We start from the raw sequence: 24,715 nt of genomic DNA, 5'->3' as shown, positions 1-24,715 counted from the left end.
CTTCTTATTCTCCGTTATTCTCTGCAAACAGGGAAATGAGCCCTGCCGCTTTACGTTCAATTTCCAACCACTCTTCTACAGGTTGTGAGCCTTCCACAATACCGGCGCCAGCAAATACACGCACTCGGTTTTCTTCAATAAAAGCCGAACGAATGGTGACGCAAAATTCTGAAAGATGTTGACTCATCATGCCTAATGTACCGGCATACCAACGACGATCAAAAGTTTCAATTTCAGCCAAGGCTTTCTTCGCTTGCTGCTGTGGTAAGCCTGACACTGCGGCCGTTGGATGGATCGCTTTCAGCAAATCGGCATCCGTACAAAGTGCGGTCAATTTTGCTTGCATTTTTCGAATCAAATGCTGCACTTTGCGTAATGGCTTTAATGCGACATCATCAACAGTAATTTGCTCCACTAAGTGACTGATATTTTCTGAAATATCCTCAACGACCAACCAGTTTTCATTGAGGTTTTTTTTATCATTTAACAGCCAATTCGCACGTTCATCATTTTCACTCGGATTATCACTAACAGGCGCCGTGCCCGCAAGGGCCTCTGTAAATAACAGACGATTATCTCGTGCAAACAGGCGTTCTGGTGTTGAGCCCACAAAACAGTTTTGGGCGTTATCTGCCCATAGAAAATGGTAACAACCGCTATTTTGGGCTTGGCTTGCAGCAAGAAAATCTTTTCCGTTTAACTCACCTTGAATATGAAGCACCGTTTCATTTGCTAAGACAAGCTTGGTTAATTCCCCTTGTCGAATTCGAGTGAGCGCTTGATTGACCCAATCACACCACGTACCTTGATTCGCTTTTGGCTCTACACTTTCAATAGTTAATTGATTAAACGGTGAAAGTGCGGTCATTTTTTCAAATGAATTCAAAATCGTTTTTGCCGAATCAAGCTTATTTGTTTCAACAAAAACTGAAACCACGGTCTCACCATTTTGCTGTTCAATTAAAACTTGAGGCAAAATAAACTGACTTTCACCTTGAAACTGTAAACGGCCCACTAAAGGGAAATCATGCTCTTGAATAAATTGCTGTGCCAAATTCACATCTGAAAATGACCGCACTTTACCCACGGCAGCGACGGTTTTAGCTTCATCACGAAAACGCAAATAAAATTGCGGATAGACTGACTGCCCTTTCATCCACGCCAAAAGATCAACATCCGATTCCACCTTCGTTTGAAGATGTACAATAGATGCTTGCAGATCCGTTGTCGCCAAAGCATCAAATTGGCGAATTAGCGCAGATTTAGCTTGTTCTAAAGGGCTCATGAAAAATAATAAAATACACAAAAAATTAGCCCATATTCTACCGCACTTTAATACATTCAAAAAATTTTTTTATTAAATCTTTTCAAGATAAGAATTTAAGCGTAAATTAGGCATAATTTTTGAATGAAAATCTAATTATCATAGGATGTTATTAATGCGCTCATTTCCAAAATCAGACAAATTAGAACACGTTTGCTACGATATTCGCGGGCCGGTTCACAAAGAAGCTTTACGCCTAGAAGAAGAAGGCAACAAAATCTTAAAGCTTAATATCGGCAACCCTGCCCCATTTGGTTTTGAAGCACCTGATGAAATTTTAGTTGATGTGATCCGCAACCTACCATCTGCACAAGGTTATTGCGATTCCAAAGGTTTGTATTCTGCGCGTAAAGCTATCGTGCAATACTATCAATCTAAAGGTATTCATGATGCGACCGTAAACGATGTATACATCGGGAATGGTGTATCTGAATTAATTACCATGTCCATGCAAGCACTCCTTAATGATGGTGATGAAGTATTAGTTCCAATGCCAGACTATCCATTATGGACAGCGGCTGTCACTTTAGCGGGCGGAAAAGCGGTACATTATTTATGTGATGAAGAAGCGGGCTGGTTCCCTGCTATTGATGATATTCGCGCGAAAGTCAATGCCAAAACTAAAGCTATCGTCGTGATCAACCCTAACAACCCGACAGGTGCAGTTTATAGCAAAGAGTTACTCGAAGAAATTATCCAAGTGGCACGTGAAAATAATCTGATTATTTTTGCAGATGAAATTTATGACAAGATTCTCTACGATGGTGCAATTCATCATCATATCGCTGCTCTTGCACCAGACGTATTAACCATTACATTCAATGGATTATCAAAAGCATATCGTGTTGCGGGTTTCCGTCAAGGTTGGATGATTTTAAATGGGCCAAAACAACATGCCAAAGGCTATATTGAAGGCTTGGATATGCTGGCGTCGATGCGTTTATGTGCAAACGTACCAATGCAGCATGCGATTCAAACCGCATTAGGTGGCTATCAAAGCATTAATGAGTTTATTCAACCTGGAGGTCGTTTACTTGAACAACGTAATAAAGCCTACGAATTACTAACTCAAATCCCGGGTATTAGCTGCGTAAAACCAATGGGGGCAATGTATATGTTCCCGAAACTCGACATCCAAAAATTCAATATTCATAGTGATGAAAAATTTGTACTCGATTTATTACGTAAAGAGAAAGTACTTTTAGTACATGGTAAAGGGTTTAACTGGCATTCACCGGATCACTTCCGTGTGGTGACACTTCCTTATACTGGCCAATTAGAAGAAGCCATTGGTAAATTGGCACGATTCTTAGAAACTTATCGTCAATAATCAGAATAAAAAAGAATCGATAAATTTAATCAGCCTTCTCAAATTGAGGCGACACAACCAAAGATTGAAGCCTTGCTAAGCATGCCGTCATGACTATATTGAAGAAGGCAGGCGCAATGATTTTTGTGGACGATAAAACATCATGTTTTTCTAGCCAGAAATTGACTAACAGAGAAGAGATTCAACCAAAAATTAAAAGGACTGAGCCCAATACAATATTGTCATCAGTCCTTAAATAAATCATCTAAATTTTGGAGTCAAATCATCGCTCTTTTTGGCTTAAATTCATTCATCCATATAACCTAAACTTCTTAAGGCGCGTTCATCGTCCGCCCAACCCGACTTCACTTTAACCCAAAGTTCAAGGTGTACTTTATTATCAAATAAGCGCTCCATGTCAGCGCGTGCTTCCATACCAATGGTTTTAATTTTTTGCCCTTGAGCACCAATCACCATTTTCTTTTGACCTTCGCGCTCAACCAAAATCAAGCCATTGATTTCATAAGTACCACGTTCATTTACTTTAAATTGTTCAATTTCAACAGTCACCGAATAAGGCAGCTCTTCTCCGGTGAAACGCATTAATTTTTCACGGATAATTTCTGACGCCATAAAACGTTGTGAACGATCGGTTACATAATCCTCTGGGAAGTGATGAACGCCTTTACGTAAGGACTGACGAACAATTTTCTCTAATTGATGGACATTATTACCACGTTGCGCGGATATTGGCACAATGTGAGCAAAGTTAAACTTACTGCCTAAATCCGTAATAAATGGCAACAAATCATCTTTATTCTTGACGTTATCAACTTTGTTGATAGCGAGTACAACAGGCGCTTTGGCATTACGTAATTTGTTTAACACCATTTCATCATCGGCATTCCAATGTGTGCCATCTACGACAAAAATAATGAGATCCACATCCCCGATCGCTGAACTTGCTGCACGATTCATTAAACGGTTAATCGCGCGTTTTTCTTCGATATGAAGCCCCGGCGTATCCACATAAATTTCTTGGTAGATGCCTTCGGTTTTAATTCCCACAATACGGTGACGCGTGGTTTGCGCCTTGCGAGACGTAATCGAGATTTTTTGACCCAAAATTTTGTTTAACAGGGTAGATTTCCCCACATTTGGGCGGCCTACAATGGCGATAAAACCACAATAGGTCTCTTGTTCTTGATTTAATTCGGTCATTTTATTTCCAATATTTTTAAAATTTGTTCTGCGGCCGCTTGTTCTGCTTTACGGCGGCTAGAACCTTTTGCAATAAAAGTGCGGTCAATATTTGGTACGTTTTTTACCGTACATTCCACGGTGAAGGTTTGGCAATGAGCTTCACCTTCAATTTTAATTACTTCATAAGTTGGCAAGGCGAAATGCTTACCTTGTAAATATTCTTGCAAGCGTGTTTTGGCATCTTTCTGGTTATCACCCGGCTTAATTTCAGCGAGTAAAGTTTTATACCAACTACGCACAATATCTGCCGCTTTATCAAAGCTTGAATCCAATGCCATTGCGCCAATTACCGCTTCAACACAATCGGCTAAAATAGATTCTCGACGAAATCCCCCGCTTTTCAACTCGCCAGAACCTAAGGACATATAATCCCCGAGTTCAAAATTTCGGGCAATCATTGCCAGTGTCGGCTCACGCACTAATGTTGCTCGCATTCTGCTTAGTTCACCTTCATTACAACGAGGGAATTGATGATAAAGCGCATCTGCGATGACATAATTGAGGATAGAATCACCTAGAAACTCTAGGCGTTCATTATGTTGAGTGGCGGCACTGCGGTGTGTCAGTGCCAATTTTAAGTGTTTTAGATCGGAAAATTGATAACCAATTTTTCGTTCTAGTCGATCTAAATGATTCATATTAATTAATTTTTGTAAAGAAACGGTCTAAACGGAAGCCTGTAGGCCACTCATTTGGTTCTTTTTCTAAACTCATCCAAATATAAGTGGCTTTACCCACGATATTTTTTTCCGGTACAAATCCCCAAAAACGGCTGTCATCACTATGATCACGGTTATCCCCCATCACAAAATATTGCCCTTCAGGCACAATCCATTCTGCAGTAGGTAAGCCTTCTTGTGGATAGAATTCAATCCCCGAATAACGGCGCATTGGCTCCACTAAAATCGTGTGTGTCACGTCACCGATTTCCAAATATTCCACTTGCGTTGGGAATGCTGGATTTGTGGGTTCTTGTTTATATTCAAACGCTTTAGTTTGGCAATCTACTTCGCATGGTTTGCCATCTTTACCATAAACCAGTGTTAAAGCACTTTTTTCAACATCAAGGATAATACGGTCACCGCCTTTACCCACAATACGTTTGATGTAATCCACACCTGACATATTGTTTTTAGATGTTAACGCAAGATTTTCAGCATATGACGCTCTCGTTGCACCTAAACTCGTACGAAGTAGTGCTTGTTCCGGCGCTTTAAACACGATCACATCACCACGTTCTGGTTTGTTACCTTCAATAATCGTATTTTGGAAAATAGGATCTTTAATGCCATAAGTATATTTATTCACGACGAGAAAATCCCCTACGCGCAAGGTCGCTTCCATTGATCCCGATGGAATTTGGAATGGTTCAAAAATAAATGAACGCACAAGGAATACCACGGATAACACAGGGAAAAGCGAAGAAATAAATTCTGAACCTTCTGAAATTGGCTCAATTTTCGCTTTTTCTTCATCCGTTAATGCTTTGCCTGAACGTTGTTCTGCGCGTGCGATTTGACGACGACGTCTTGGCATCACCGCAAAACGGTGATAGCACCATAAAATGCCAGAAAGTGCGGTTAAAATCAGCAATAAAATACTGAATGTGTTAGGCAGTTGGAAATGGTCTAACGCTTTCCAACCGGCAAATCCCACAACTAACAACAGAATAAAAAATACATTCGACATTGTTCTACTTTCCTATTTATCTTTACCAACGTGTAAGATCGCTAAAAACGCTTCTTGCGGCACTTCCACGTTACCTAAAGATTTCATTCGTTTTTTACCTTCTTTCTGTTTCTGTAAGAGTTTTTTCTTACGGCTCACATCACCACCATAACATTTTGCTAATACGTTTTTACGCAATTGTTTTACGGTTGAACGCGCAATAATGTGGTTACCAATCGCAGCTTGGATCGCGATATCAAATTGTTGACGTGGAATCAGCTCACGCATTTTTTCAACTAACTCACGACCACGATAAGGGGCGTTATCTTTATGAACAATTAACGCTAACGCATCAACACGATCACCATTAATCATGATATCCACGCGCACCATGTCCGCCGCTTGGAAACGTTTAAAACCATAATCCAAGGAGGCATAACCGCGAGAAGTTGATTTCAAGCGATCGAAGAAATCTAATACGACTTCGCCCATTGGGATTTCATAAGTTAACGCAATTTGGTTGCCGTGATACACCATATTGGTTTGTACACCACGTTTTTCCACACAAAGAGTAATCACGTTACCTAAGAATTCCTGTGGTACTAACATATTACATTCTGCGATAGGCTCGCGAATTTCTGAAATATTATTCAATGGCGGTAATTTCGCTGGACTATCCACATAAACCACTTCACCATTGGTCATTTCGACTTCATAAATTACAGTTGGTGCCGTGGTAATCAAATCAAGATCGTATTCACGCTCTAAACGCTCTTGAATGATCTCCATGTGTAAAAGCCCCAAGAAACCACAACGGAAACCAAAACCTAAAGCCGTCGAGTTTTCTGGTTCATAGAAAAGTGATGCATCGTTTAGGCTTAATTTACCTAACGCATCACGGAAAGCTTCATAATCGTCAGAGCTAACTGGGAATAAACCAGCATAAACCTGCGGTTTTACTTTCTTAAAGCCTGGCAATACATGGCTTGCCGGATTATGTTGATGGGTTAAGGTATCCCCTACTGGTGCACCTAAAATATCTTTAATTGCACAAACAACCCAGCCTACTTCGCCGGTATTTAATACGGTCGTATCCACTTGTTTTGGCGTAAAAATCCCTAAACGATCAACGTTGTAAGCCTGTCCGGTAGACATTACTTTGATTTTATCGCCTTTACGCAATACGCCATTTTTAATACGAACCAATGACACCACGCCTAAATAGTTATCGAACCAAGAGTCAATAATCAATGCTTGTAATGGTGCATCAGAATCACCTTCTGGTGCGGGGATTTTCGCAACAATTTCTTCTAATACATCTTCGATACCCACACCGGTTTTCGCCGAACAACGTACCGCTTCCATCGCATCAATACCGACAATGTCTTCAATTTCTTCGGCAACACGTTCAGGATCAGCAGCAGGTAAGTCGATTTTATTTAAAATCGGCACGACTTCTAAATCCATTTCAATGGCGGTATAGCAGTTTGCCAAGGTTTGGGCTTCTACACCTTGTCCCGCATCCACAACTAACAATGCCCCTTCACAAGCCGCAAGAGAACGCGATACTTCATAAGAGAAGTCCACGTGTCCTGGTGTATCGATAAAGTTTAATTGATATGTTTCACCGTCTTTAGCTTGATAATTTAAGGTTACACTTTGCGCTTTAATGGTAATGCCACGCTCACGCTCAAGATCCATGGAATCCAACACTTGCGCTTCCATTTCACGATCCGAAAGGCCCCCACAGGTCTGAATTAATCGGTCAGAAAGGGTCGATTTACCGTGGTCAATATGGGCAATAATAGAAAAGTTACGAATATTCTTCATAAATAGATTAGTTTTCTCAAAAATCATTAAATTTAACTGGCGGATTGTACCTGAAAAGCACGGAAATCGCTAGGGATCAAAGGGAAAAGTGCGGTCAAATTTTCAAACCTTTTAGATAAACAAAACCCCGAATGACTTCGGGGTTTCTTTTTTCATTCAAACTGAAATTATAGGCTTTCAGTGAAAGTACGAGTAATAACGTCGCGTTGTTGTTCTGGTGTTAAAGAGTTAAAACGTACTGCGTAACCAGAAACACGGATAGTTAATTGTGGGTATTTATCAGGGTTGTTTACTGCATCTTCTAACGTTTCACGACGTAATACATTTACGTTTAAGTGTTGACCACCTTCAACTTTAACAGTTGGTGCTACGTTTACTGGTAATTCACGATATTCGATTTGGCCTAATTCGCTAACTGCTACAACTTGGTCTTCAGCAAATTCGCCTTTGGCACATAAGCAACGCGCTTCATTTTTCTCGCTATCTAATAACCAGAATGAGTTTAAAAGATTGTCATTTGCTGCTTGAGTAATTTGAATACCTTTGATCATAAAATGCCTCCTAGCTTGGCGTTTGTATATTAATTGAACTGTGCAAATTTTATCAAATTATTTTAAAATTTCAATTTATTTTGACTTAGAACAGATTCTTTTTTTCAAACTATCTTATAAAATTGATCTAAATTAAAGTTTTAGATATAAAAAATACAATATATATTTTTATTTAACAAAATATTAACATACTTAATCAAATAAAGTCTTTATAAGTCATTTCACCTATAATATTCGGAAACTTATCTAATAAGGAAATATAACATGAAAACTTGGACAGATGTTATCGGTCAAGAGAAAGAAAAACCTTACTTTAAACACATTCTACAACAAGTGCATCAAAAGCGACTTGCCGGAAAAACCATTTACCCACCGCAAGATGAAGTATTTAATGCCTTTAAATATACGGCATTTGATGAGGTGAAAGTCGTCATTTTAGGACAGGATCCCTACCATGGCCCAAATCAAGCACACGGTTTAGCTTTTTCGGTAAAACCCGAAGTCGCTATTCCCCCTTCTTTACTGAATATGTATAAAGAATTAGCTAACGATATTCCTGGTTTTCAAATGCCAAATCATGGTTACTTGGTGAAATGGGCGGAGCAAGGTGTGCTGTTGCTTAACACTGTGCTAACTGTAGAGCGCGGTATGGCACATTCACACGCTAAATTTGGTTGGGAAATCTTCACCGACCAAGTAATTGCAGCACTCAATGAGCATCGTGAAAAAATAGTATTTTTACTTTGGGGAAGCCATGCGCAGAAAAAAGGGCAATTTATTGATCGCAATCGTCATTATGTTTTAACTGCCCCGCACCCCTCTCCACTTTCTGCACATCGTGGTTTTCTCGGATGTCATCACTTTTCTAAAACCAACGAATACTTAAAACAACATGGTTTAACTGAAATTGATTGGCAGGTTTAAGATTGTGATTCAACATCAAGCGGGAGAGTCTTTTCCCGCTTTTCTTCTTTTTTCTGCTCTCGTCTCTTTTTGAAAAAATCACTCAATTTCTGACCGCACTTTTCTGCCAACACGCCAGATGAAATTTGTAGTGTGTGGTTCATTTTATAATCATCAAAAAAGTGGAAACGAGAACCTACAGCCCCTGTTTTATAATCTGATGCACCGAAGACTAATCGTTTAATACGGCTATGTAAAATCGCGCCCGCACACATGGTACAAGGCTCAAGGGTGACATAGAGTGTGGTATTGAGCAGACGATAATTTTGAATATGTTGTGCGGCATTACGCAATGCGACAATTTCAGCGTGAGCTGTCGGATCATTTTCAATGATAGATAAATTCCAGCCTTCACCGAGAATATTTCCTTCATCATCTACCAACACAGCCCCGACAGGAATCTCGCCGAGTGCTTCTGCACGATCGGCAAGCATCAGGGCGTGTTGCATAAATTTCTCGTCTAAATCTGACCGCACTTTGAATGCCTAAACTGAGAAAGGATACTTGATCGGTTCGTGAGATTGATACCCCACCACCTTGAAATCATCCATCGTTACCCAAGTTTCAAGATCTTCAAGGGTTTTAATATCAGGATTAATTTCTAATTGTGGTGAAGGGAATGGTTCACGTTTTAATTGCACATCACGCATTAACTCAAGTTGGTCTTCATAAATATGCGCATTTACAATTTTATGATATGCCTTACCCGGTTTATTGCCGGTAATTTGCGCTATCAAAGCAAGGAAAGTAAAGACCTGAATTTGATTGAAGTTTAAGCCAAGTGGTACATCACAAGAGCGTTGGTAGCTCGTTAAGTGCAATGTATCGCCGACTAAAGAGAAAGTATGTGTGTGCATGCAAGGACGCAAACAGCCTAGGTCAAATTCGCCTGGATTGAAGAACGTCAGGATTTCACCGCGGTCATCAATGCCTCGGCTTAAATTGTTCACAATTTTACGAAGTTGATCGATGGTTTCGCCATTCGGTTTACGCCATGCTCTACCTTGCACACCATAAACGCGCCCCATATCATCGGTGCCTTTACGATGTGGATTGGCAAGCCAAGCGGCATTTTCATTGGCATTGGCATCCCATGTTTTGGTGCCAAGCTTGCGGAAATCTGCCGCATTATCATAACCACGGATATAACCTAAAAACTCCGCAATTGCCGCTTTCCAATAGCTTTTACGTGTTGTAATTAAGGGAAATTGATTATTGGCAACATCATATTCTAAATCTGCATTAATCACCGTAAGGCAACGCTTGCCAGTACGCTCGTTAGCAACCCACTCACCTTCATTTACAATGCGTCGGCAAAGAGCTAAATATTGTTTCATCAAAAACTCCTTACTTTTTAACCGCACTTTTCGCACGATTGTATGCCCATGCCATAATTAACCCACCACCGATAATCATCGGTAAGCAAAGAGCTTGGCCACGTGTCATGATGCCTAAGAAAGATTCCACTTCAGGCTCACGGACATATTCAACGATAAAACGGAAAATTCCGTAACCAACCAGGAATAATCCTGCTACTGAACCTACTGGGCGAGGCTTTTTAATAAAGACATTCAGAATAGTAAACAGCACGAAACCTTCTAAGAATGCTTCATAAAGCTGTGAAGGATGGCGTGGTAATAACAATGGATCATTTGGGAAAATCATGGCCCAAGGTACATTGGTTTCTCGTCCCCAAAGTTCTAAATTAATAAAGTTACCAATGCGTCCCATCCCTAAACCAAATGGAATCAAGGGTGCAACGAAATCTGCCGTTTGCCAAAAACTTCTTTTTTGAGAATAAGAGGTCCAAATCATTGAGATAATCACCCCAATTAATCCACCATGGAATGACATTCCCCCTTCCCAAACACGGAATAAATACAGTGGATCTTGCACAAAATGATCGAAATTATAGAAGAATACATCACCAATGCGGCCACCTAAGAATACACCCATAAAGCCATTAAAAAGTAACGTATCAACTTGATCGACGGTCCAACCACTATTCGGTTGATTTGCACGACGAACCGCTAGCCAACGAGCAAAGATAAAGCCTAATAAATACATTAAACCATACCAACGCAACCCTATATTGCTATCACCTAAAGTGAAAATAGTCGGATCAAAATGTGGAAGCATCAAAAATTCTGAATTCATAACATTCCTTATTTCATAAACATATCAACTGCGATGGCAATTAATAGCAAGGCGAAGCCTTTTTTCAAGGTTGATACAGGGAGTTTTGAGGTCGCCGTTGCCCCTAATTTAGAAGTGAAAAATGAGGTGGCGGTAATACCGAGCACTGCGGGCAAATAAATATAACCTAGGGAATAATCCGGCATGGAAGGATTCCCCCACCCACTCACTATAAAGCTTAACGTGCCAGATAAACCAAGAAGTGCGCCACAAAACGCAGAAGAACCGATAGATTTTTTCATATCGACACTGCGAGAGTTTAAAAATGGTACGATAAAACCACCGCCGCCAATGCCTGCTGCGCTTGATGCCATACCAATCAAAATACCGCCAATAACGGAGGATTGTGTTGTTAAAGGCTTAGCATTTACTGTGTTTTTCTTAATAGAAATGACCATTTTGGCTGCTAAATAAACAACTAAACAAGCAAAGATTTTAGCGGATACATCACGATCGAGTTTGCCAATAAATAAACCTGAGATAAATACCGTAATCATAATCACTGGTGCTAATACTTTAACGGCACTCCACTCTATATTACCCAATTTATGGTGGCGCTGAGCGGAAGAAAATCCGGTAATCACAATAGTCGCAAATGAAGTCCCTAAGGCTGTGGACATCAACATTTGATCTGGAATGCCCATCATCGGCAATAAATAAACCAAGGTTGGTACAACAACTAATCCGCCACCAATACCAAATAATCCAGCAAGAAAACCAACGATAGCCCCGACAAGCAAACAAAGTAAGATAAAAGTGAACATTATTGCCCCCTTGATTTATAAGATGGACGTTTTTGATATTTAGAAAAACCGTTCTTACGAGGCGCGTGATACGGTTTACTTATCTCATGCTCCTGCGTATTTTCAAGCAATGTCTTGTCGTTACCAAATATCGCTTGGGCAAACTCTTTCATCGCTTTGCGGTAAACATCTTTCTTAAAGGACACAACCTGACGTACGGGATACCAAAAACTTACCCAACGCCAACCATCAAATTCGGGTGATTTTGTTGTGTTCATATTAATATTTTTTTCATCACCCACTAATTGCAACAGAAACCAACGTTGTTTTTGCCCTATACACATGGGTTTGCTGTCATAACGCAACAATCTTTTCGGCAGCTTATAACGCAACCAATGTTTAGAGGCATAAAGCACCTTCACATCTTTGGGTTGTAAGCCAACCTCTTCATATAATTCACGATACATGGCTTGTTCGGCACTTTCGTTATCGTTAATTCCACCCTGTGGGAATTGCCACGAATTTTGCCCGTATCGTTTAGCCCAAAGCACCTGCCCTTTGCGATTACAAATGACAATGCCTACATTTGGACGGTAGCCATCAAAATCGATCACTATCGTTCACCTTAAATTTTGTACAAAAATAATTTGCAGATTGTTTCATAAATTGGCTTTTTTATCAACCGAATGGGCATATTTAGCCTATTGTGGATAACTCTGTTAACAACACTTGGATAGTCCAAATTTAACTGTATATGAAGTTTAAAAACTGCTTTTCACTCTTCACTTTTTTCACTTCTGCATAACATTTAATCAAAAATGTCTCGAAAAAAATGACCGCACTTTTTTTCATCAAAGTACGGTCAAAAATTAAGCCATTTTTTAGTTTAAACATCGCTTGCTTGATAAATAAATAGCAGCTGTGAGTTATTCAATATTTCTGTGGATAAAATTGTGATTGAGCAAATAGAGAGTGTTGCATAACTCTTCTCTGCATTTTAGCGTCAATTTTGGAGAGAAAATTTTCTCTTTAATTTCATTAAGATAAAGCTTATTCACAGAAATCATCTTATTCACATTCGAGCAAAAAATTTAGTGATTATTTTTTATCCAAATCTTTTTTAACTAATGCTAAATAGCGTTCCCATTCAAAATATTGACCTGGATCGATCTTACGACCAGGCGAAATATCGCAATGCCCAACGATACGATCGAGCGTTATTTTCGGATAAGCTTGCATGATATCTCGTGTTAATGCAGCAAGCATCTGGTATTGTTCCGCTGTAAAAGGTTGTTCATTACTGCCCTCTAGCTCAATCCCAATCGCAAAATCATTACATTTATTGCGTCCTTCAAAGCAAGAGAGTCCTGCATGCCATGCCCTGTCATCAAAACTGACATATTGTGTTACCTTACCATTGCGTTCAATTAAGCAATGGGCTGACACACGAAATTGATAAATTTCTTTAAAATAGGGATGGATGGTTGGATCGAGTTTTCCTTGGAAGAAATCATCTACATACCCCCCACCAAACTCTTCTGGCGGCAAACTGATGTAATGAATGACGAGTAATGAAATATCTTCTACATCAGGACGTTCATCAAAATGTGGTGAAATCACTTTTCTTGTCTGGCTTAACCAGCCATTTTTTATCTTATTCATCTGTTTTTCTGCGATTAAATTTTATTTTTGCGCTCTCGATCGCAAAAGAAGTGCGGTCGGTTTTACTTTCATTTTTCTCTTTTACACAATGTTGTCGCCAATTCTGGCATTTTTTTATTCAACCAAAAGGAAATTAATTTAATGAAACTGACTTTTTCTAAACCTTTACATAAAGGTTTTACGTTAATTGAATTGATGATCGTGATTGCGATTATTGCTATTCTCGCGACGATCGCTATTCCGTCTTATCAAAATTATACCAAAAAAGCAGCCATCTCTGAATTGTTGCAAGCTTCAGCACCTTATAAATCTGATGTAGAGTTATGCGTCTATAGCACCAATTCCACAACAAACTGTTCTGGTGGTTCAAATGGTATTGCGGCAGACATCACTACCGCAAAAGGCTATGTTAAATCCATTACCACGAAATCGGGCGTGATTACGGTAACAGGAAATGACACATTGGATGGAATCAGTTATTCTTTAACAGCGACAGGCTCAACCTCATCAGGTGTCACTTGGGCAACCGCTTGTCCAAGCAATGCGGATTTATTCCCTGCGGGTTTCTGCTCTCCTACTAAATAGCGAAACATGGCCTATCAAGCAATCGCAAAAAATGGCGAGATTTACCAAATCTCGCCACAATATTGGCAACAAAACCAACAGCAGCAAGCTTTACTGCTGCGTTACTTTGCGCTACCACTTAAAGAAGACGAGCACCATTTATGGCTTGCAGTGGATTCACTCAATAACCTTGCGGCTTGTGAAACCTTTGCTTTTTTAAGTGGAAAATTAGTTGAACCGATTTTATTTGAAACACATCAACTCAAACAACTTTTACAATCCCTTGCACCTAAAGCAAATCAAATAATAGAAGAGCAAACGACGTTTTATCATCATTCAGAAGACGAAAATACTGCCAATATATCTAATGACGATGAACCTGTTATTCAATTATTAAATGGTATTTTTGAAACAGCCCTGCAAAAAAATGCCTCCGATATTCATTTAGAAACGCAGCCAAGTGGGCTCTTAATTCGTTTACGTATTGATGGCGTACTACAACCACAGCCGATTATCAGTAAAGCACTCGCCAATCGTGTGATTTCTCGTTTAAAACTCTTAGCCAAATTGGATATCAGTGAAACTCGATTGCCACAAGATGGCCGCTTTCAATTCAAAACCACGTTCTCCGATATTTTAGATTTCCGCCTTTCTACCTTGCCCACTCATTGGGGAGAAAAAGCGGTATTACGATTACAACAAAATAAACCTGTTCAGTTAAGTTTTGCTGAACTTGGCATGACAAAAAACCAACAACGTCAATTTCAACATGCACTCAGCCAACCACAAGGTTTAATCCTCGTGACTGGACCAACGGGAAGCGGAAAAAGTATCTCGCTTTATACCGCACTTCAATGGCTCAATACGCCAGATAAACATATTATGACGGCAGAGGATCCCGTTGAAATTGAATTAGAAGGCATTATTCAAACTCAAGTGAATCCGCAAATTGGTTTAGATTTTAGCCGATTACTTCGTACATTTTTACGACAAGACCCTGACATTATTATGCTTGGTGAAATTCGAGATGAAGAAAGTGCATTAATGGCATTAAGAGCAGCTCAAACCGGCCATTTAGTGCTTTCGACCTTACATACCAACGATGCCCTCTCAGCCATTTCACGCTTGCAACAATTAGGCATTCAATCTCACGAAATTGAAAATAGCCTCTTATTAGTTATCGCACAGAGATTGGTGCGTAAACGTTGTTTAAAGTGCGGTCAACATTTTAATGATTCTTGCGATTGCCATCAAGGGTATCAAGGGCGTATTGGGGTGTATCAATTTTTACAATGTGAAAATAACTGTTACCAAACTGATTTCGATTCACTTTATCAAAGCGCATTAGAAAAAGTAAAAGATAACATCACCGATCTCGATGAAATTCAACGCGTGTTAGGTAAAAAATAGGAGTCTCTATGGCAAAGCAAAAACTCTTTTATTTCCAAGCCTATGATCAGCGACAACAATGGCAAAAAGGTAGACTTGTTGCTCAATCTAAACAAGCCGCACAATTTCTGTTAATTGCAAAAGGTTTTAGTCACATTCGCTTGCAACAAGATTGGCAACTTAATCAGAAACCGAAAAATGCAGAAATCAGTGCTTTATTGAATCAACTGGCTACATTGCTCAGTTCTGCCATTCCATTAAAAAATGCATTACATATTTTGCAAGACAACTGCACGCAATTGGGATTGCATCAGTGGCTTAGCGCCTTAATTGAGTTAATTGAAAGTGGTCTTCCGTTTTCACAAAGCTTGGAAATACAAGGAAAGTATTTAAACTTTCAAGAGATTCAACTTATTCAAGTGGGAGAAATGACCGGAAAACTGGCAGAGGTATGCACTAAAATTGCAGAACGTCGAACGCAATCATTAACGCTTCAACGCAAATTGCAAAAAATTATGCTTTATCCTGCCATGGTATTAGGTATTTCGCTTTCACTTACGTTGATTTTATTACTCTTCGTTGTACCGCAATTTGCTGAAATGTATGGTGAAAATTCCGCTGAATTGCCTACATTAACTGCCGTATTATTAGCGATGTCTCAATTCCTACAACATCATTTTGTTGCGTTAATGATTGCCTGCTCTTTCGCTATTTTTATGTTGAAGATGGCATTAAAACATTTCCTTTGGCTAAATCAAAAAAAGAATGCACTAATTAGTCGCATGCCAATTTGGGGCAATATCATTTGCCTTTCTCGCCTAATCAGTTTTAGCCATAACCTGCAATTAATGCTTCAATCCGGAGTGGCATTAACGCCAGCCTTAAATAGTTTCCTCCCCAAACAACAAACCTGGCAAACACAACGTACCTTAAAAGGTGATATTCTGCTACAACAAGAAGTGCGGTCAATTTTACAGTGGGTTTCGCAAGGTTATCCATTTTCAGAAAGTGTCAGTAGTCATCTTTTCCCAATGGAAGCACAACAAATGCTACAGATTGGAGAAAAAAGTGGAAAACTTGCGTTGATGTTGCGTCATATTGCTGATAACTATCAAGAAAAGCTCAATCATCAAATTGATTTACTTTCCCAACTTTTAGAGCCTTTAATGATGCTCATCATTGGTAGTTTAATCGGTATTATTATGATGGGCATGTATCTGCCGATTTTTAATATGGGATCCGTAATCCAATGATGATATTAGCCTTTTTCTTATTGGGTGGTTTAGCGGGTATCTTTGTTTGGCTTTATATTGATCGTTTTATCCCCAATCTCCAACAAGAGATTTATCAGAACTATATCGAACTTTATCCTGAAAACAGTCCTATTTGCCATAGCGAAAAAGCAGCGATTCAATCTCAAAAGTGCGGCCATATTTTTCTTTATTTTTTAGGGTTTGGACTCAGTTTTGCTGTACTCTATTATTTTCTTCAGGATGAATTATTTACTTTATGGCTCGCGATTACGCTTAGTCTATTTTTTATTATCAGTTGGCTAGACTGGCATTATCAACTGATTTCACCGACACCTTGCCTGTTTTTATTTTTCCTGGGTTTATTCGGCGCACATCAAGAGTTTTCAATCCTGACACTTTCTCAAAGTTTAGAAAGTGCGGTTAGTTTTTTCAGTGTTTTTTATATTATCTATCATTTGTCTAAATGGTTTTATAAGAAGGAAGCATTAGGCCGTGGTGATTATTGGCTTGCTTTAGGAATAGGTGCTTATCTCACCATCGCACACTTACCACTTTTCTTATTCATCGCCTGTCTATTAGGTATCATAGTCTATTGGATTTCTCGCAAACCTGTTTTACCTTTTGCGCCCTTTCTTTGCTTATCTTTAATCATCACCAGTGCAATAACCCTATAAATGTAATATATTGGCAACATTGAAAAATATTGTGTTTAGGAGATAGATGTAAAACATTCTCCTAAATCAAGTAGCAAGGAATATTATGACTTATATTGTAGGCCTCACTGGCGGCATCGGTAGTGGAAAAAGCACAATTGCAAATCTCTTTGTTGAACTTGATGTACCCATTGTTGATGCCGATATGGTGGCAAGAGAAGTGGTTGAAAAAGGCTCGCCGCTACTTGCTCAAATTGCTGAACACTTTGGTAAATCGATTCTGAATGAAGAAGGAGAATTAAATCGAGCCGAGCTACGAAAAAAAGTATTTGCAGACGAAAATGAGAAAAACTGGCTCAATCATTTATTACATCCAGCTATTCGCGAAAGAATGTTGTCACAGTTAAACAGTCAGACCGCTCCTTATACCTTGTTTGTCGTTCCACTGCTTATTGAAAATAAGCTCACCACGCTTTGCGACCGCATACTTGTTGTCGATGTTAAACCTGAAACTCAGCTGGCTCGTGCGTCATCGAGAGATCATAATAATATTCAGCAAATTCAAGATATTATGAATGCACAAGTCAGCCGTGAAGAACGATTAAAATGGGCGGATGATATTATTTCAAATGATGCAAAATTACCTGAAAACTTACCGCACTTAAAACAAAAAGTGCTAGAATTACACCAATTTTATTTAAGTGAATCGAGAAAGAAAAATGTCTGATGAAATTTTTGAAGTCCCTTGCCCTACGTGCCAAAAGCCTGTACCTTGGACACAGGAAAGCCAATTTCGCCCTTTTTGTAGCAAACGTTGCCAACTCATTGATTTAGGGGAATGGGCTGCAGAAGAAAAAGCTATTCCAAGTGACACAGCAGATTTTGCCATGGACCCCAATCTCAGTGATGAATGGAGTATCAAATGAGTCTTCAGCATCATGATAATGGTGAGCAGGGAGAGTTTTTCTTACTCGATGAGCAAGGGAAGAAAATCGCGAAACTCACCTATTTTTATGAAAAACCCGATACCATTAATGCTAATCATACATTTGTTGATGATTCTCTTCGAGGGCAAGGTATGGCAGACAAACTCTATCAAGCCTTAATTCATTTTATCCAGGCTAAAAAGCTGACATTGCACCCAACTTGTAGCTATATTGCAAGAAAATGGGAACGAACCCAATCTGCTCAATCCCAAGCTTAAACCTATTAATAAGCGTTTTATTTTTAAGGATATTTTTCCAGCTTCGTGCTATCCTTAGCCCCATTTATTTCTGAGAACCTGTTATTTATTATGCAAGAAAATTATTTAAGTCAGCAGCGGTTTGCTGATCTTCCATTACATCCTATCGTACAAAAAGCCCTACAAGACAAGGGATTTGAATATTGCACCCCAATTCAAGCATTATCATTACCTATTACCTTACAAGGAAAAGATGTTGCAGGCCAAGCGCAAACCGGCACAGGTAAAACGATGGCATTTTTAACGGCAACATTTCATCACTTATTGACGCATCAACCTGATTTTGCTACCAATCAACCTCGCGCATTAATTCTTGCACCAACACGTGAACTGGCTGTGCAAATTAATAATGATGCAGAGTTGTTAGCTAAAACAAGTGGACTACGAACCGCACTTGCTTATGGTGGTGATGGCTATGATAAACAGCTCAAAGCTATCGAAGCCGGTGTGGATATTTTAATTGGTACCACTGGTCGTGTGATTGACTATGTGAAACAAGGCATTATTCGTTTAGATGACATTCAAGTTGTGGTACTAGATGAAGCGGATCGCATGTTTGATTTAGGTTTCATTCGTGATATTCGTTATTTATTACGCAAGTGTCCTTCTCCGCAAGAACGCCTCACCATGCTCTTTTCTGCTACGCTCTCTTACAAAGTGCGCGAACTTGCCTTTGAAGATATGAATTCCCCAGAATATATTGAAATTGAACCGGAACAAAAAACGGGCCATCGAATTAAAGAGGAACTTTTCTATCCGTCAAATGAAGACAAAATTCCTCTCTTACTGACATTAATGGAAGAGGAATGGCCGGAGCGTTGTATTGTCTTTGCAAATACTAAACATAAATGTGAAGAAATTTGGGGTTATTTAGCAGCAGATGGTCATCGAGTGGGATTACTCACCGGGGATGTGGCACAGAAAAAACGTCTTTCATTGCTCAAACAATTTACCGATGGTGAGCTCGATATTCTCGTGGCAACTGATGTTGCTGCGCGTGGGTTACATATTTCAGACGTGACTCATGTTTTTAACTTTGATCTACCTGATGACCGAGAAGATTACGTTCACCGTATTGGTCGTACTGGTCGAGCAGGTGAAAGTGGTGTGTCTATCAGCTTTGCTTGTGAAGAATATGCGATGAATTTACCGGCAATTGAAGAATACATTGGTCATTCTATTCCCGTCAGTCAATATGATCCGAATTCATTGATTAGTGATATTCCCAAACCTTATCGTTTAAAACGCAATCTATCCCCTCAAATGCGAAATACTACAGCAAGAAAAACAAACTATCGTCGTAAAAACTAAAAAGAAAAGCTGATGAACTCCCTCATCAGCTTTTTTATGATTAATGCAATCCGACTCGTCGACGTGCAGTACGCATCAATAAGAAAACCCATGGCCATAACACACCTGATGCGATGGCACCAAAGATTTCCTGCCAATTAAAAAATGCCCCATGCAAAGAGAATTCAACCAAGAAAATAGCCACTCGAATCGCAAAAACAAAAAAGAGTACCAATAAACTTTGGAACCAAAGAGAAAGGTTGCGCAACATTAAGTAATATTTGGAAACAAAATAGAAGGCGACAGAAAGTACCAATGCATGAACTCCAAGAATAGAGCCTAGCACGATATCCCATAAAAGCCCGAGTAAAAATGCCCAACCAATACTTACTCTATTGGGCAAAGCAAGCGTCCAATAAAGCAAAACTAAAATTAACCAAGAAGGTTTAAAGGCTTGAAAGCCTGCTGGCCATGGGGCTAATTCCATTACTAATGCGACAATAAAGAAGCACAAAATTGTCGCCCATTGAAAAATAAAACGCCCTTGCATTAATCTTCATCCCTATGTTCTTGCTGCTCCGGAGAAATGGGTTCCTCTTGTTGAGGCATTGTGGTCGGAATGTCAGGATCCACAATTTCTTTTCCTGTATGCGGCTGTACTCCATCCTCTTGATCATCTGTAATTTTGGTTTTACTCACTGAATGAGTTGCTTCATTAGCTTGACTTTCCAAACGTTGCTGCACAAGACGACGCACCTCTTCCGGTGACATGGATTTCACTTTCGACATATCAAGGTTGCTTGGCCAAAGTAAAAGCAAATAACGTAAACGATCTAATTCAGCCAAAGGTTTCGCTTTCACCGTCGCAAAGTAATTTGATCCATCACGAGACACACTTTGTACGACTGCCACCGGATAGCCTTCCACAAAACGCCCCCCCAAACCTGAAGTGACCAATAAATCGCCTTTTTCAATATCCACAGAACGAGGCACGTTATCTAAGGTAAGCTCATCAGAGTGTCCTGTACCACTTGCGATCACGCGCACATCATTACGTAAAACTTGCACTGGAATAGAATGGGTTACATCGGTTAAAAGCAATACTCGACTCGTATTTTCTCCCACTGATATAATCTGCCCAATCATTCCTTTTTCATCAATCACAGGCTGACCAACATAAGCACCATCACGTTCCCCTTGATTGATCACCACTTGCTGACGATAAACGTCAGTTTCAGCTGTAAGCACTTCTGCAATCTTTTTATATTCATCGGTGCGTAAAGGCGAATTAAGCAGTAAACGAAGACGTTGGTTTTCTACCTTGAGTTGATCCAATAATAAAAGATCGGCATTTTTCTCACGCAGCTGCTCACGTAATACCTTATTTTCAATAAGCAGTTTATTGGTGTCCACCAAGTTGCTTGATACACCATCTAGAACCGTTCTTGGCCCATTCGCAAGGTAATACAAGCCCCCTACGGCAGTTTCCATGACACTACGCGCCTTCGTCATTGATGAAGTTTTTCCATCAACTAAAATCAATGTTATCGAAGCAATCACCGCTAATATAAGTCGAATACCTAATGGTGGTGCTTTACCAAAAATGGGTTTCATTCACTATCCTAGGGTTGAAAGGAAAAGTGCGGTCAAAAAATCAGACAAATTAAAAACACCGATTTTTCGAACCGCACTCTTAGAGATTAAATTTCGTCGCTAAAAATATCACCACCATGCATATTAATCATTTCAATTGCTTCACCACCACCTCGGGCCACACAAGTCAATGGTTCTTCAGCGATAATTACTGGTACGCCACATTCTTGTGAAAGCAATACATCAATATTACTTAATAAGGCTCCACCACCTGTTAACACCATACCGCGTTCAAAAATATCTGCTGCGTGTTCTGGTTGGCATTCTTCAAGTGCAGTACGTACTGCCGCAACAATCCCATTTAATGGTTGTTGAAGCGCTTCTTGCACATCACGAGAGGTTAATTTGAATGAGCGAGGTGCACCTTCAGCAAGATTATGTCCGTGCACTTCCATTTCTAAAATTTCATCACCTTCTTGAATATATGCTGTACCAATTTCATGTTTAATACGTTCAGCTGTTGGTTCGCCGATAACAGAACCAAAAGTGCGACGGACATAAGAAATGATCGCTTCATCAAAACGATCTCCACCGATACGGACTGAAGATGAATAAACAATACCATTTAAGGAAATCACGGCCACTTCAGTAGTCCCACCACCAATATCAATCACCATTGAACCAATCGCTGTTGATACGGGTAAGTTTGCACCAATCGCTGCAGCCATAGGTTCTTCAATTAAATAGACTTCTCGAGCACCAGCACCCAATGCGGATTCTTTGATTGCACGACGTTCAACTTGAGTTGCACCAGCCGGTACACAAACGAGCACACGTGGACTAGGACGCATAAAATTGCCTGTATGAACTTGTTTAATAAAGTATTGCAACATTTTTTCAGTAACAGAGAAATCAGCAATCACACCATCTTTCATCGGACGAATAGCCACGATACTTTTTGGTGTACGACCCAGCATTTGTTTTGCTTCTTTACCTACTGCAGCAATACTTTTGTATGCCCCCATACGATCTTGACGGATCGCCACTACTGAAGGTTCATCAAGCACAATACCTTGGCCTTTTACATAAATTAATGTATTTGCTGTACCTAAATCGATAGAAAGATCGTTTGAAAATAAACCACGAATTTTTTTAAATAACATAAGAATTCCGTCATTAGTTTAGTAAAAAATCGCTCATTTCTGAGCATAGAAAAAATTGTGCTAAATGTACCAAAAAATCGAGCTTGATAACAGGATTTTTTAGCTTGCTCATTAAAGCTTATATCGCTATTTTCGAGTAAGATAAATATGGCCGATTTAAAATATACCCTATTTAAGATCTTGGCTAGTGAATTGCCACTTACTATTATCTAAAATAACTAACTGTTGCTGATGGAAAGCTTGTAAGGTTGAACGATGTCCCACACTGATAATCGTTGTATTAGGTAAACGTTCTTTTAATAGACGATACATCGTATCTTCTAGGCCCTCATCCATACTTGCAGTCGCTTCATCTAGGAACGCCACTGTCGGTTTATGCAATAACAAACGAGCAAACGCTAAACGTTGTTGCTCTCCAAGCGAAAGAATACGTGTCCAATCTTGCTCGCGATCTAAACGATCTTGTAAATGCCCTAAAGACACTTGTTTTAATATCTCAATCATCTCATCACGATTAAAGGCCTTTTCTTCATTCGGATAAGCCAATGCAGTCAATAAACTGCCTTGTGGTAAATAAGGTTTTTGCGATAAGAAAAGCTGATGGATTGGACAATATACATCCCCTTCAGAATATGCCCAAAGCCCTGCCACCGTTCTCAACAACGTGGTTTTACCCACGCCCGAATTACCTTGAATTAATACCGTTGAACCTTGTGGCAGTGTCAAATTTAAATTTTCAATTAAGGTTTTTCCAAATGGATTACTAATGGTTAAATTCTTAAAGATCACATCAGTTTCATGTTGGTGTAAATTCGACGTAGATTGACGATTCGCCATATCAATCGCATAATTAAAGCCCGTTAAACGATCTAATGTGGCTTTGTATCCGGCAAAACCATCATAAGAATTACGGAAGAACGAAAGATTTGAATGCAACTTGCCAAATACTTGTAGCGTTTGCATAAGATCGCCAAGTTTAATTTGCTTCCCGAAATAACGTCCCACTTGGATGAGCAAAGGGAACACAACCGAAACTTGGCTAACCACTAGGTTAAAACCAGAGAATTTTAAGGTTCGATAAACAATATCCCACATGTTATTGATCACCGAACCGAATTGTTTATAAAGTTGGCTACTCTCGACTTTCTCACCCGCATAAAATGCCACACTTTCTGCATATTCTTTGATACGAATTAAAGAATAACGATAGTTAGCGTTTAAGCGTTCATTGATGAAATTCAACATAATTAACGGTCGACCTAAACGGAATGCAATCGCAGTAGTGATAATCACATAAGCAAACACCAAAAACACCATCATGCGTGGAATTTCAGTACCAAATACCATCATTGGTCCCGCTAATCCCCACAATAAGATCGTGTAAGAAATCATCGAGGTAACAGCATCAATCACACCAGTGCTTAAGGAAAGCGAGGTTCTCACATAAGATTGCACATCTTGTTGAATACGTTGATCAGGGTTATCTAAGTTAGCGGAAACATACTGGGTTTTATAGTACGCTCGCTTATCCATCCATTTATCCACCAACTGACTATTCAACCATTCAATCCAATTAATAGAAAAACGTTGTTCTAAATAATAACTAAGCAATGCCGTCATGACAGAGCTTGTCGCAATCACACAGAACAGCACCATTTGATCCCAAAATACCGATTCATTAAATTCCTGTAAGGAGGTGTACATATTGTTATACCACTCGGAATGGACCAAGCTAATACGCACACTGACCAATGTCATCGCCACAATTAACAAGAAAAATAGCAAAGGTTTAATACTTCGACGAGGTGAAAGATACCCACCCGCAAATTGCCAAAATTGTTTACCCCAGTGGGTAAAACGGACTAATAAGAAAATACCAAAGCTAAACACAACAGCCGTCATCGCTAGTGTTTTTACTATCCATAAAAGCGAATTAATGGCCTCTTGAGCGTAATCCATAATCAACCTATAAAATCAAAAAAGTGCGGTCATTTTAGGCGGTGTTTATTTTTACGCAAGAAAAAATGTGATGGAAATAACATTTTTTGACTTTGTTAC

The 24,715-nt window shown here is 39.5% G+C and carries 25 protein-coding genes and 1 pseudogene; 10 read left to right on the top strand and 16 right to left on the bottom strand.

What is annotated here, in order from left to right:
- Positions 1–4: 4 nt before the first annotated feature.
- Positions 5–1,285, bottom strand: a complete 1,281-nt coding sequence (locus tag ACXVWP_RS05985) for an isochorismate synthase (RefSeq protein WP_289901429.1) — start codon at positions 1,283–1,285, stop codon at positions 5–7.
- A gap of 154 nt (positions 1,286–1,439) precedes the next feature.
- On the opposite strand from ACXVWP_RS05985, the gene ACXVWP_RS05980 reads away from it, so the two are divergent.
- A complete protein-coding gene (locus ACXVWP_RS05980) occupies positions 1,440–2,654 on the top strand; it encodes a pyridoxal phosphate-dependent aminotransferase (protein WP_128786992.1) in 1,215 nt (404 codons plus the stop codon).
- A gap of 285 nt (positions 2,655–2,939) precedes the next feature.
- Here the strand turns inward: ACXVWP_RS05980 and era are convergent, their stop codons facing one another.
- From era to grcA, 5 genes are all read right to left on the bottom strand, one after another.
- Positions 2,940–3,854: a GTPase Era gene (era, locus tag ACXVWP_RS05975; RefSeq protein WP_128786991.1), complete on the bottom strand. Its 915-nt coding sequence runs from the start codon at positions 3,852–3,854 to the stop codon at positions 2,940–2,942.
- Positions 3,851–4,534 (bottom strand): ribonuclease III, encoded by a 684-nt coding sequence (rnc, locus tag ACXVWP_RS05970; RefSeq protein ID WP_128786990.1) that lies wholly within the window; start codon positions 4,532–4,534, stop codon positions 3,851–3,853. Before rnc ends, era begins: the two co-directional genes overlap by 4 nt.
- A gap of 1 nt (position 4,535) precedes the next feature.
- The gene (gene lepB, locus ACXVWP_RS05965; protein WP_128786989.1) at positions 4,536–5,585 is read right to left on the bottom strand and encodes a signal peptidase I; all 1,050 of its coding nucleotides are present in this window, start codon (positions 5,583–5,585) and stop codon (positions 4,536–4,538) included.
- A 12-nt stretch (positions 5,586–5,597) separates the two neighbouring features.
- Positions 5,598–7,394 (bottom strand): translation elongation factor 4, encoded by a 1,797-nt coding sequence (lepA, locus tag ACXVWP_RS05960; RefSeq protein ID WP_289901430.1) that lies wholly within the window; start codon positions 7,392–7,394, stop codon positions 5,598–5,600.
- A gap of 167 nt (positions 7,395–7,561) precedes the next feature.
- Entirely contained in the window at positions 7,562–7,945 is a 384-nt protein-coding gene (gene grcA / locus ACXVWP_RS05955) for an autonomous glycyl radical cofactor GrcA (protein ID WP_005628746.1), read from the bottom strand.
- 264 nt (positions 7,946–8,209) lie between these two features.
- Between grcA and ung the strand changes: the two genes are divergently transcribed.
- Complete coding sequence (gene ung / locus ACXVWP_RS05950; protein ID WP_126469427.1) at positions 8,210–8,869, top strand: uracil-DNA glycosylase; 660 nt, start codon at positions 8,210–8,212, stop codon at positions 8,867–8,869.
- Here the strand turns inward: ung and tadA are convergent.
- The 6 genes and pseudogenes from tadA to ampD all read right to left on the bottom strand — a co-directional run bounded on the left by tadA (position 8,866) and on the right by ampD (position 13,509).
- Entirely contained in the window at positions 8,866–9,384 is a 519-nt protein-coding gene (gene tadA, locus ACXVWP_RS05945; RefSeq protein WP_126469429.1) for a tRNA adenosine(34) deaminase TadA, read from the bottom strand. The two genes, ung and tadA, sit on opposite strands and share 4 nt — an antisense overlap.
- A 9-nt stretch (positions 9,385–9,393) precedes the next feature.
- The gene (locus ACXVWP_RS05940) at positions 9,394–10,245 is read right to left on the bottom strand and encodes a thymidylate synthase (protein ID WP_126469431.1); all 852 of its coding nucleotides are present in this window, start codon (positions 10,243–10,245) and stop codon (positions 9,394–9,396) included.
- Between the two features lie 10 nt (positions 10,246–10,255).
- Entirely contained in the window at positions 10,256–11,065 is an 810-nt protein-coding gene (gene lgt, locus ACXVWP_RS05935; RefSeq protein WP_049357737.1) for a prolipoprotein diacylglyceryl transferase, read from the bottom strand.
- A gap of 8 nt (positions 11,066–11,073) precedes the next feature.
- Complete coding sequence (locus tag ACXVWP_RS05930) at positions 11,074–11,868, bottom strand: sulfite exporter TauE/SafE family protein (RefSeq protein ID WP_289901431.1); 795 nt, start codon at positions 11,866–11,868, stop codon at positions 11,074–11,076.
- 130 nt (positions 11,869–11,998) lie between these two features.
- Positions 11,999–12,461, bottom strand: a pseudogene (gene rppH / locus ACXVWP_RS05925) (RNA pyrophosphohydrolase); the annotation flags it as partial.
- A 484-nt stretch (positions 12,462–12,945) separates the two neighbouring features.
- Positions 12,946–13,509: a 1,6-anhydro-N-acetylmuramyl-L-alanine amidase AmpD gene (gene ampD, locus ACXVWP_RS05920; protein WP_297567383.1), complete on the bottom strand. Its 564-nt coding sequence runs from the start codon at positions 13,507–13,509 to the stop codon at positions 12,946–12,948.
- Positions 13,510–13,650: 141 nt separating this feature from the next.
- Here ampD and ppdD point away from each other — a divergent pair, with 141 nt between their 5' ends.
- From ppdD to rhlB, 8 genes are all read left to right on the top strand, one after another.
- On the top strand, positions 13,651–14,094 hold the full coding sequence (gene ppdD / locus ACXVWP_RS05915; RefSeq protein ID WP_128786983.1) for a prepilin peptidase-dependent pilin: 444 nt from the start codon (positions 13,651–13,653) through the stop codon (positions 14,092–14,094).
- A gap of 6 nt (positions 14,095–14,100) precedes the next feature.
- The gene (locus ACXVWP_RS05910) at positions 14,101–15,483 is read left to right on the top strand and encodes a GspE/PulE family protein (RefSeq protein WP_297567379.1); all 1,383 of its coding nucleotides are present in this window, start codon (positions 14,101–14,103) and stop codon (positions 15,481–15,483) included.
- Between the two features lie 8 nt (positions 15,484–15,491).
- The gene (locus tag ACXVWP_RS05905) at positions 15,492–16,715 is read left to right on the top strand and encodes a type II secretion system F family protein (RefSeq protein ID WP_289901435.1); all 1,224 of its coding nucleotides are present in this window, start codon (positions 15,492–15,494) and stop codon (positions 16,713–16,715) included.
- Positions 16,712–17,389, top strand: coding sequence for a prepilin peptidase (locus ACXVWP_RS05900; RefSeq protein ID WP_289901436.1), 678 nt, complete (start codon positions 16,712–16,714; stop codon positions 17,387–17,389). Before ACXVWP_RS05905 ends, ACXVWP_RS05900 begins: the two co-directional genes overlap by 4 nt.
- An 85-nt stretch (positions 17,390–17,474) precedes the next feature.
- Positions 17,475–18,095 (top strand): dephospho-CoA kinase, encoded by a 621-nt coding sequence (gene coaE / locus ACXVWP_RS05895; RefSeq protein WP_289901437.1) that lies wholly within the window; start codon positions 17,475–17,477, stop codon positions 18,093–18,095.
- Positions 18,088–18,294: a DNA gyrase inhibitor YacG gene (yacG, locus tag ACXVWP_RS05890; RefSeq protein ID WP_005695505.1), complete on the top strand. Its 207-nt coding sequence runs from the start codon at positions 18,088–18,090 to the stop codon at positions 18,292–18,294. The genes coaE and yacG overlap by 8 nt, the downstream gene beginning before the upstream one ends.
- Positions 18,291–18,572 (top strand): GNAT family N-acetyltransferase, encoded by a 282-nt coding sequence (locus ACXVWP_RS05885; RefSeq protein ID WP_289901438.1) that lies wholly within the window; start codon positions 18,291–18,293, stop codon positions 18,570–18,572. Before yacG ends, ACXVWP_RS05885 begins: the two co-directional genes overlap by 4 nt.
- Positions 18,573–18,662: 90 nt before the next feature.
- Positions 18,663–19,922 carry an ATP-dependent RNA helicase RhlB gene (gene rhlB / locus ACXVWP_RS05880; RefSeq protein ID WP_289901439.1) on the top strand — a complete coding sequence of 420 codons (1,260 nt, stop codon included), beginning with the start codon at positions 18,663–18,665 and terminating at the stop codon, positions 19,920–19,922.
- 40 nt (positions 19,923–19,962) lie between these two features.
- On the opposite strand, the gene mreD is transcribed toward rhlB, so the two are convergent.
- The 4 genes from mreD to ACXVWP_RS05860 all read right to left on the bottom strand — a co-directional run bounded on the left by mreD (position 19,963) and on the right by ACXVWP_RS05860 (position 24,616).
- Positions 19,963–20,451 (bottom strand): rod shape-determining protein MreD, encoded by a 489-nt coding sequence (gene mreD, locus ACXVWP_RS05875; RefSeq protein WP_149785850.1) that lies wholly within the window; start codon positions 20,449–20,451, stop codon positions 19,963–19,965.
- Positions 20,451–21,515 carry a rod shape-determining protein MreC gene (gene mreC / locus ACXVWP_RS05870; protein ID WP_049357720.1) on the bottom strand — a complete coding sequence of 355 codons (1,065 nt, stop codon included), beginning with the start codon at positions 21,513–21,515 and terminating at the stop codon, positions 20,451–20,453. The genes mreD and mreC overlap by 1 nt, the downstream gene beginning before the upstream one ends.
- An 86-nt stretch (positions 21,516–21,601) precedes the next feature.
- Positions 21,602–22,657, bottom strand: a complete 1,056-nt coding sequence (locus ACXVWP_RS05865) for a rod shape-determining protein (protein ID WP_049357719.1) — start codon at positions 22,655–22,657, stop codon at positions 21,602–21,604.
- A 168-nt stretch (positions 22,658–22,825) separates the two neighbouring features.
- Positions 22,826–24,616: an ABC transporter ATP-binding protein/permease gene (locus tag ACXVWP_RS05860; protein WP_128786976.1), complete on the bottom strand. Its 1,791-nt coding sequence runs from the start codon at positions 24,614–24,616 to the stop codon at positions 22,826–22,828.
- Positions 24,617–24,715: the final 99 nt, after the last annotated feature.

It is taken from the genome of Haemophilus sp. SZY H56 (assembly GCF_054332415.1).
Note: the sequence above shows the minus strand (reverse complement) of the source record. Positions and strands in the feature narration are given on the sequence as shown.

What these genes read in the sequence shown, in the direction of transcription:
- ACXVWP_RS05985 (WP_289901429.1), bottom strand. Translation starts at nt 1,285, where the DNA reads ATGAGCCCTTTAGAACAAGCTAAATCTGCGCTAATTCGCCAATTTGAT.
- ACXVWP_RS05980 (WP_128786992.1), top strand. Translation starts at nt 1,440, where the DNA reads ATGCGCTCATTTCCAAAATCAGACAAATTAGAACACGTTTGCTACGAT.
- era (WP_128786991.1), bottom strand. Translation starts at nt 3,854, where the DNA reads ATGACCGAATTAAATCAAGAACAAGAGACCTATTGTGGTTTTATCGCC.
- rnc (WP_128786990.1), bottom strand. Translation starts at nt 4,534, where the DNA reads ATGAATCATTTAGATCGACTAGAACGAAAAATTGGTTATCAATTTTCC.
- lepB (WP_128786989.1), bottom strand. Translation starts at nt 5,585, where the DNA reads ATGTCGAATGTATTTTTTATTCTGTTGTTAGTTGTGGGATTTGCCGGT.
- lepA (WP_289901430.1), bottom strand. Translation starts at nt 7,394, where the DNA reads ATGAAGAATATTCGTAACTTTTCTATTATTGCCCATATTGACCACGGT.
- grcA (WP_005628746.1), bottom strand. Translation starts at nt 7,945, where the DNA reads ATGATCAAAGGTATTCAAATTACTCAAGCAGCAAATGACAATCTTTTA.
- ung (WP_126469427.1), top strand. Translation starts at nt 8,210, where the DNA reads ATGAAAACTTGGACAGATGTTATCGGTCAAGAGAAAGAAAAACCTTAC.
- ACXVWP_RS05940 (WP_126469431.1), bottom strand. Translation starts at nt 10,245, where the DNA reads ATGAAACAATATTTAGCTCTTTGCCGACGCATTGTAAATGAAGGTGAG.
- lgt (WP_049357737.1), bottom strand. Translation starts at nt 11,065, where the DNA reads ATGAATTCAGAATTTTTGATGCTTCCACATTTTGATCCGACTATTTTC.
- ACXVWP_RS05930 (WP_289901431.1), bottom strand. Translation starts at nt 11,868, where the DNA reads ATGTTCACTTTTATCTTACTTTGTTTGCTTGTCGGGGCTATCGTTGGT.
- ampD (WP_297567383.1), bottom strand. Translation starts at nt 13,509, where the DNA reads ATGAATAAGATAAAAAATGGCTGGTTAAGCCAGACAAGAAAAGTGATT.
- ppdD (WP_128786983.1), top strand. Translation starts at nt 13,651, where the DNA reads ATGAAACTGACTTTTTCTAAACCTTTACATAAAGGTTTTACGTTAATT.
- ACXVWP_RS05910 (WP_297567379.1), top strand. Translation starts at nt 14,101, where the DNA reads ATGGCCTATCAAGCAATCGCAAAAAATGGCGAGATTTACCAAATCTCG.
- ACXVWP_RS05905 (WP_289901435.1), top strand. Translation starts at nt 15,492, where the DNA reads ATGGCAAAGCAAAAACTCTTTTATTTCCAAGCCTATGATCAGCGACAA.
- ACXVWP_RS05900 (WP_289901436.1), top strand. Translation starts at nt 16,712, where the DNA reads ATGATGATATTAGCCTTTTTCTTATTGGGTGGTTTAGCGGGTATCTTT.
- coaE (WP_289901437.1), top strand. Translation starts at nt 17,475, where the DNA reads ATGACTTATATTGTAGGCCTCACTGGCGGCATCGGTAGTGGAAAAAGC.
- yacG (WP_005695505.1), top strand. Translation starts at nt 18,088, where the DNA reads ATGTCTGATGAAATTTTTGAAGTCCCTTGCCCTACGTGCCAAAAGCCT.
- ACXVWP_RS05885 (WP_289901438.1), top strand. Translation starts at nt 18,291, where the DNA reads ATGAGTCTTCAGCATCATGATAATGGTGAGCAGGGAGAGTTTTTCTTA.
- rhlB (WP_289901439.1), top strand. Translation starts at nt 18,663, where the DNA reads ATGCAAGAAAATTATTTAAGTCAGCAGCGGTTTGCTGATCTTCCATTA.
- mreD (WP_149785850.1), bottom strand. Translation starts at nt 20,451, where the DNA reads ATGCAAGGGCGTTTTATTTTTCAATGGGCGACAATTTTGTGCTTCTTT.
- mreC (WP_049357720.1), bottom strand. Translation starts at nt 21,515, where the DNA reads ATGAAACCCATTTTTGGTAAAGCACCACCATTAGGTATTCGACTTATA.
- ACXVWP_RS05865 (WP_049357719.1), bottom strand. Translation starts at nt 22,657, where the DNA reads ATGTTATTTAAAAAAATTCGTGGTTTATTTTCAAACGATCTTTCTATC.
- ACXVWP_RS05860 (WP_128786976.1), bottom strand. Translation starts at nt 24,616, where the DNA reads ATGGATTACGCTCAAGAGGCCATTAATTCGCTTTTATGGATAGTAAAA.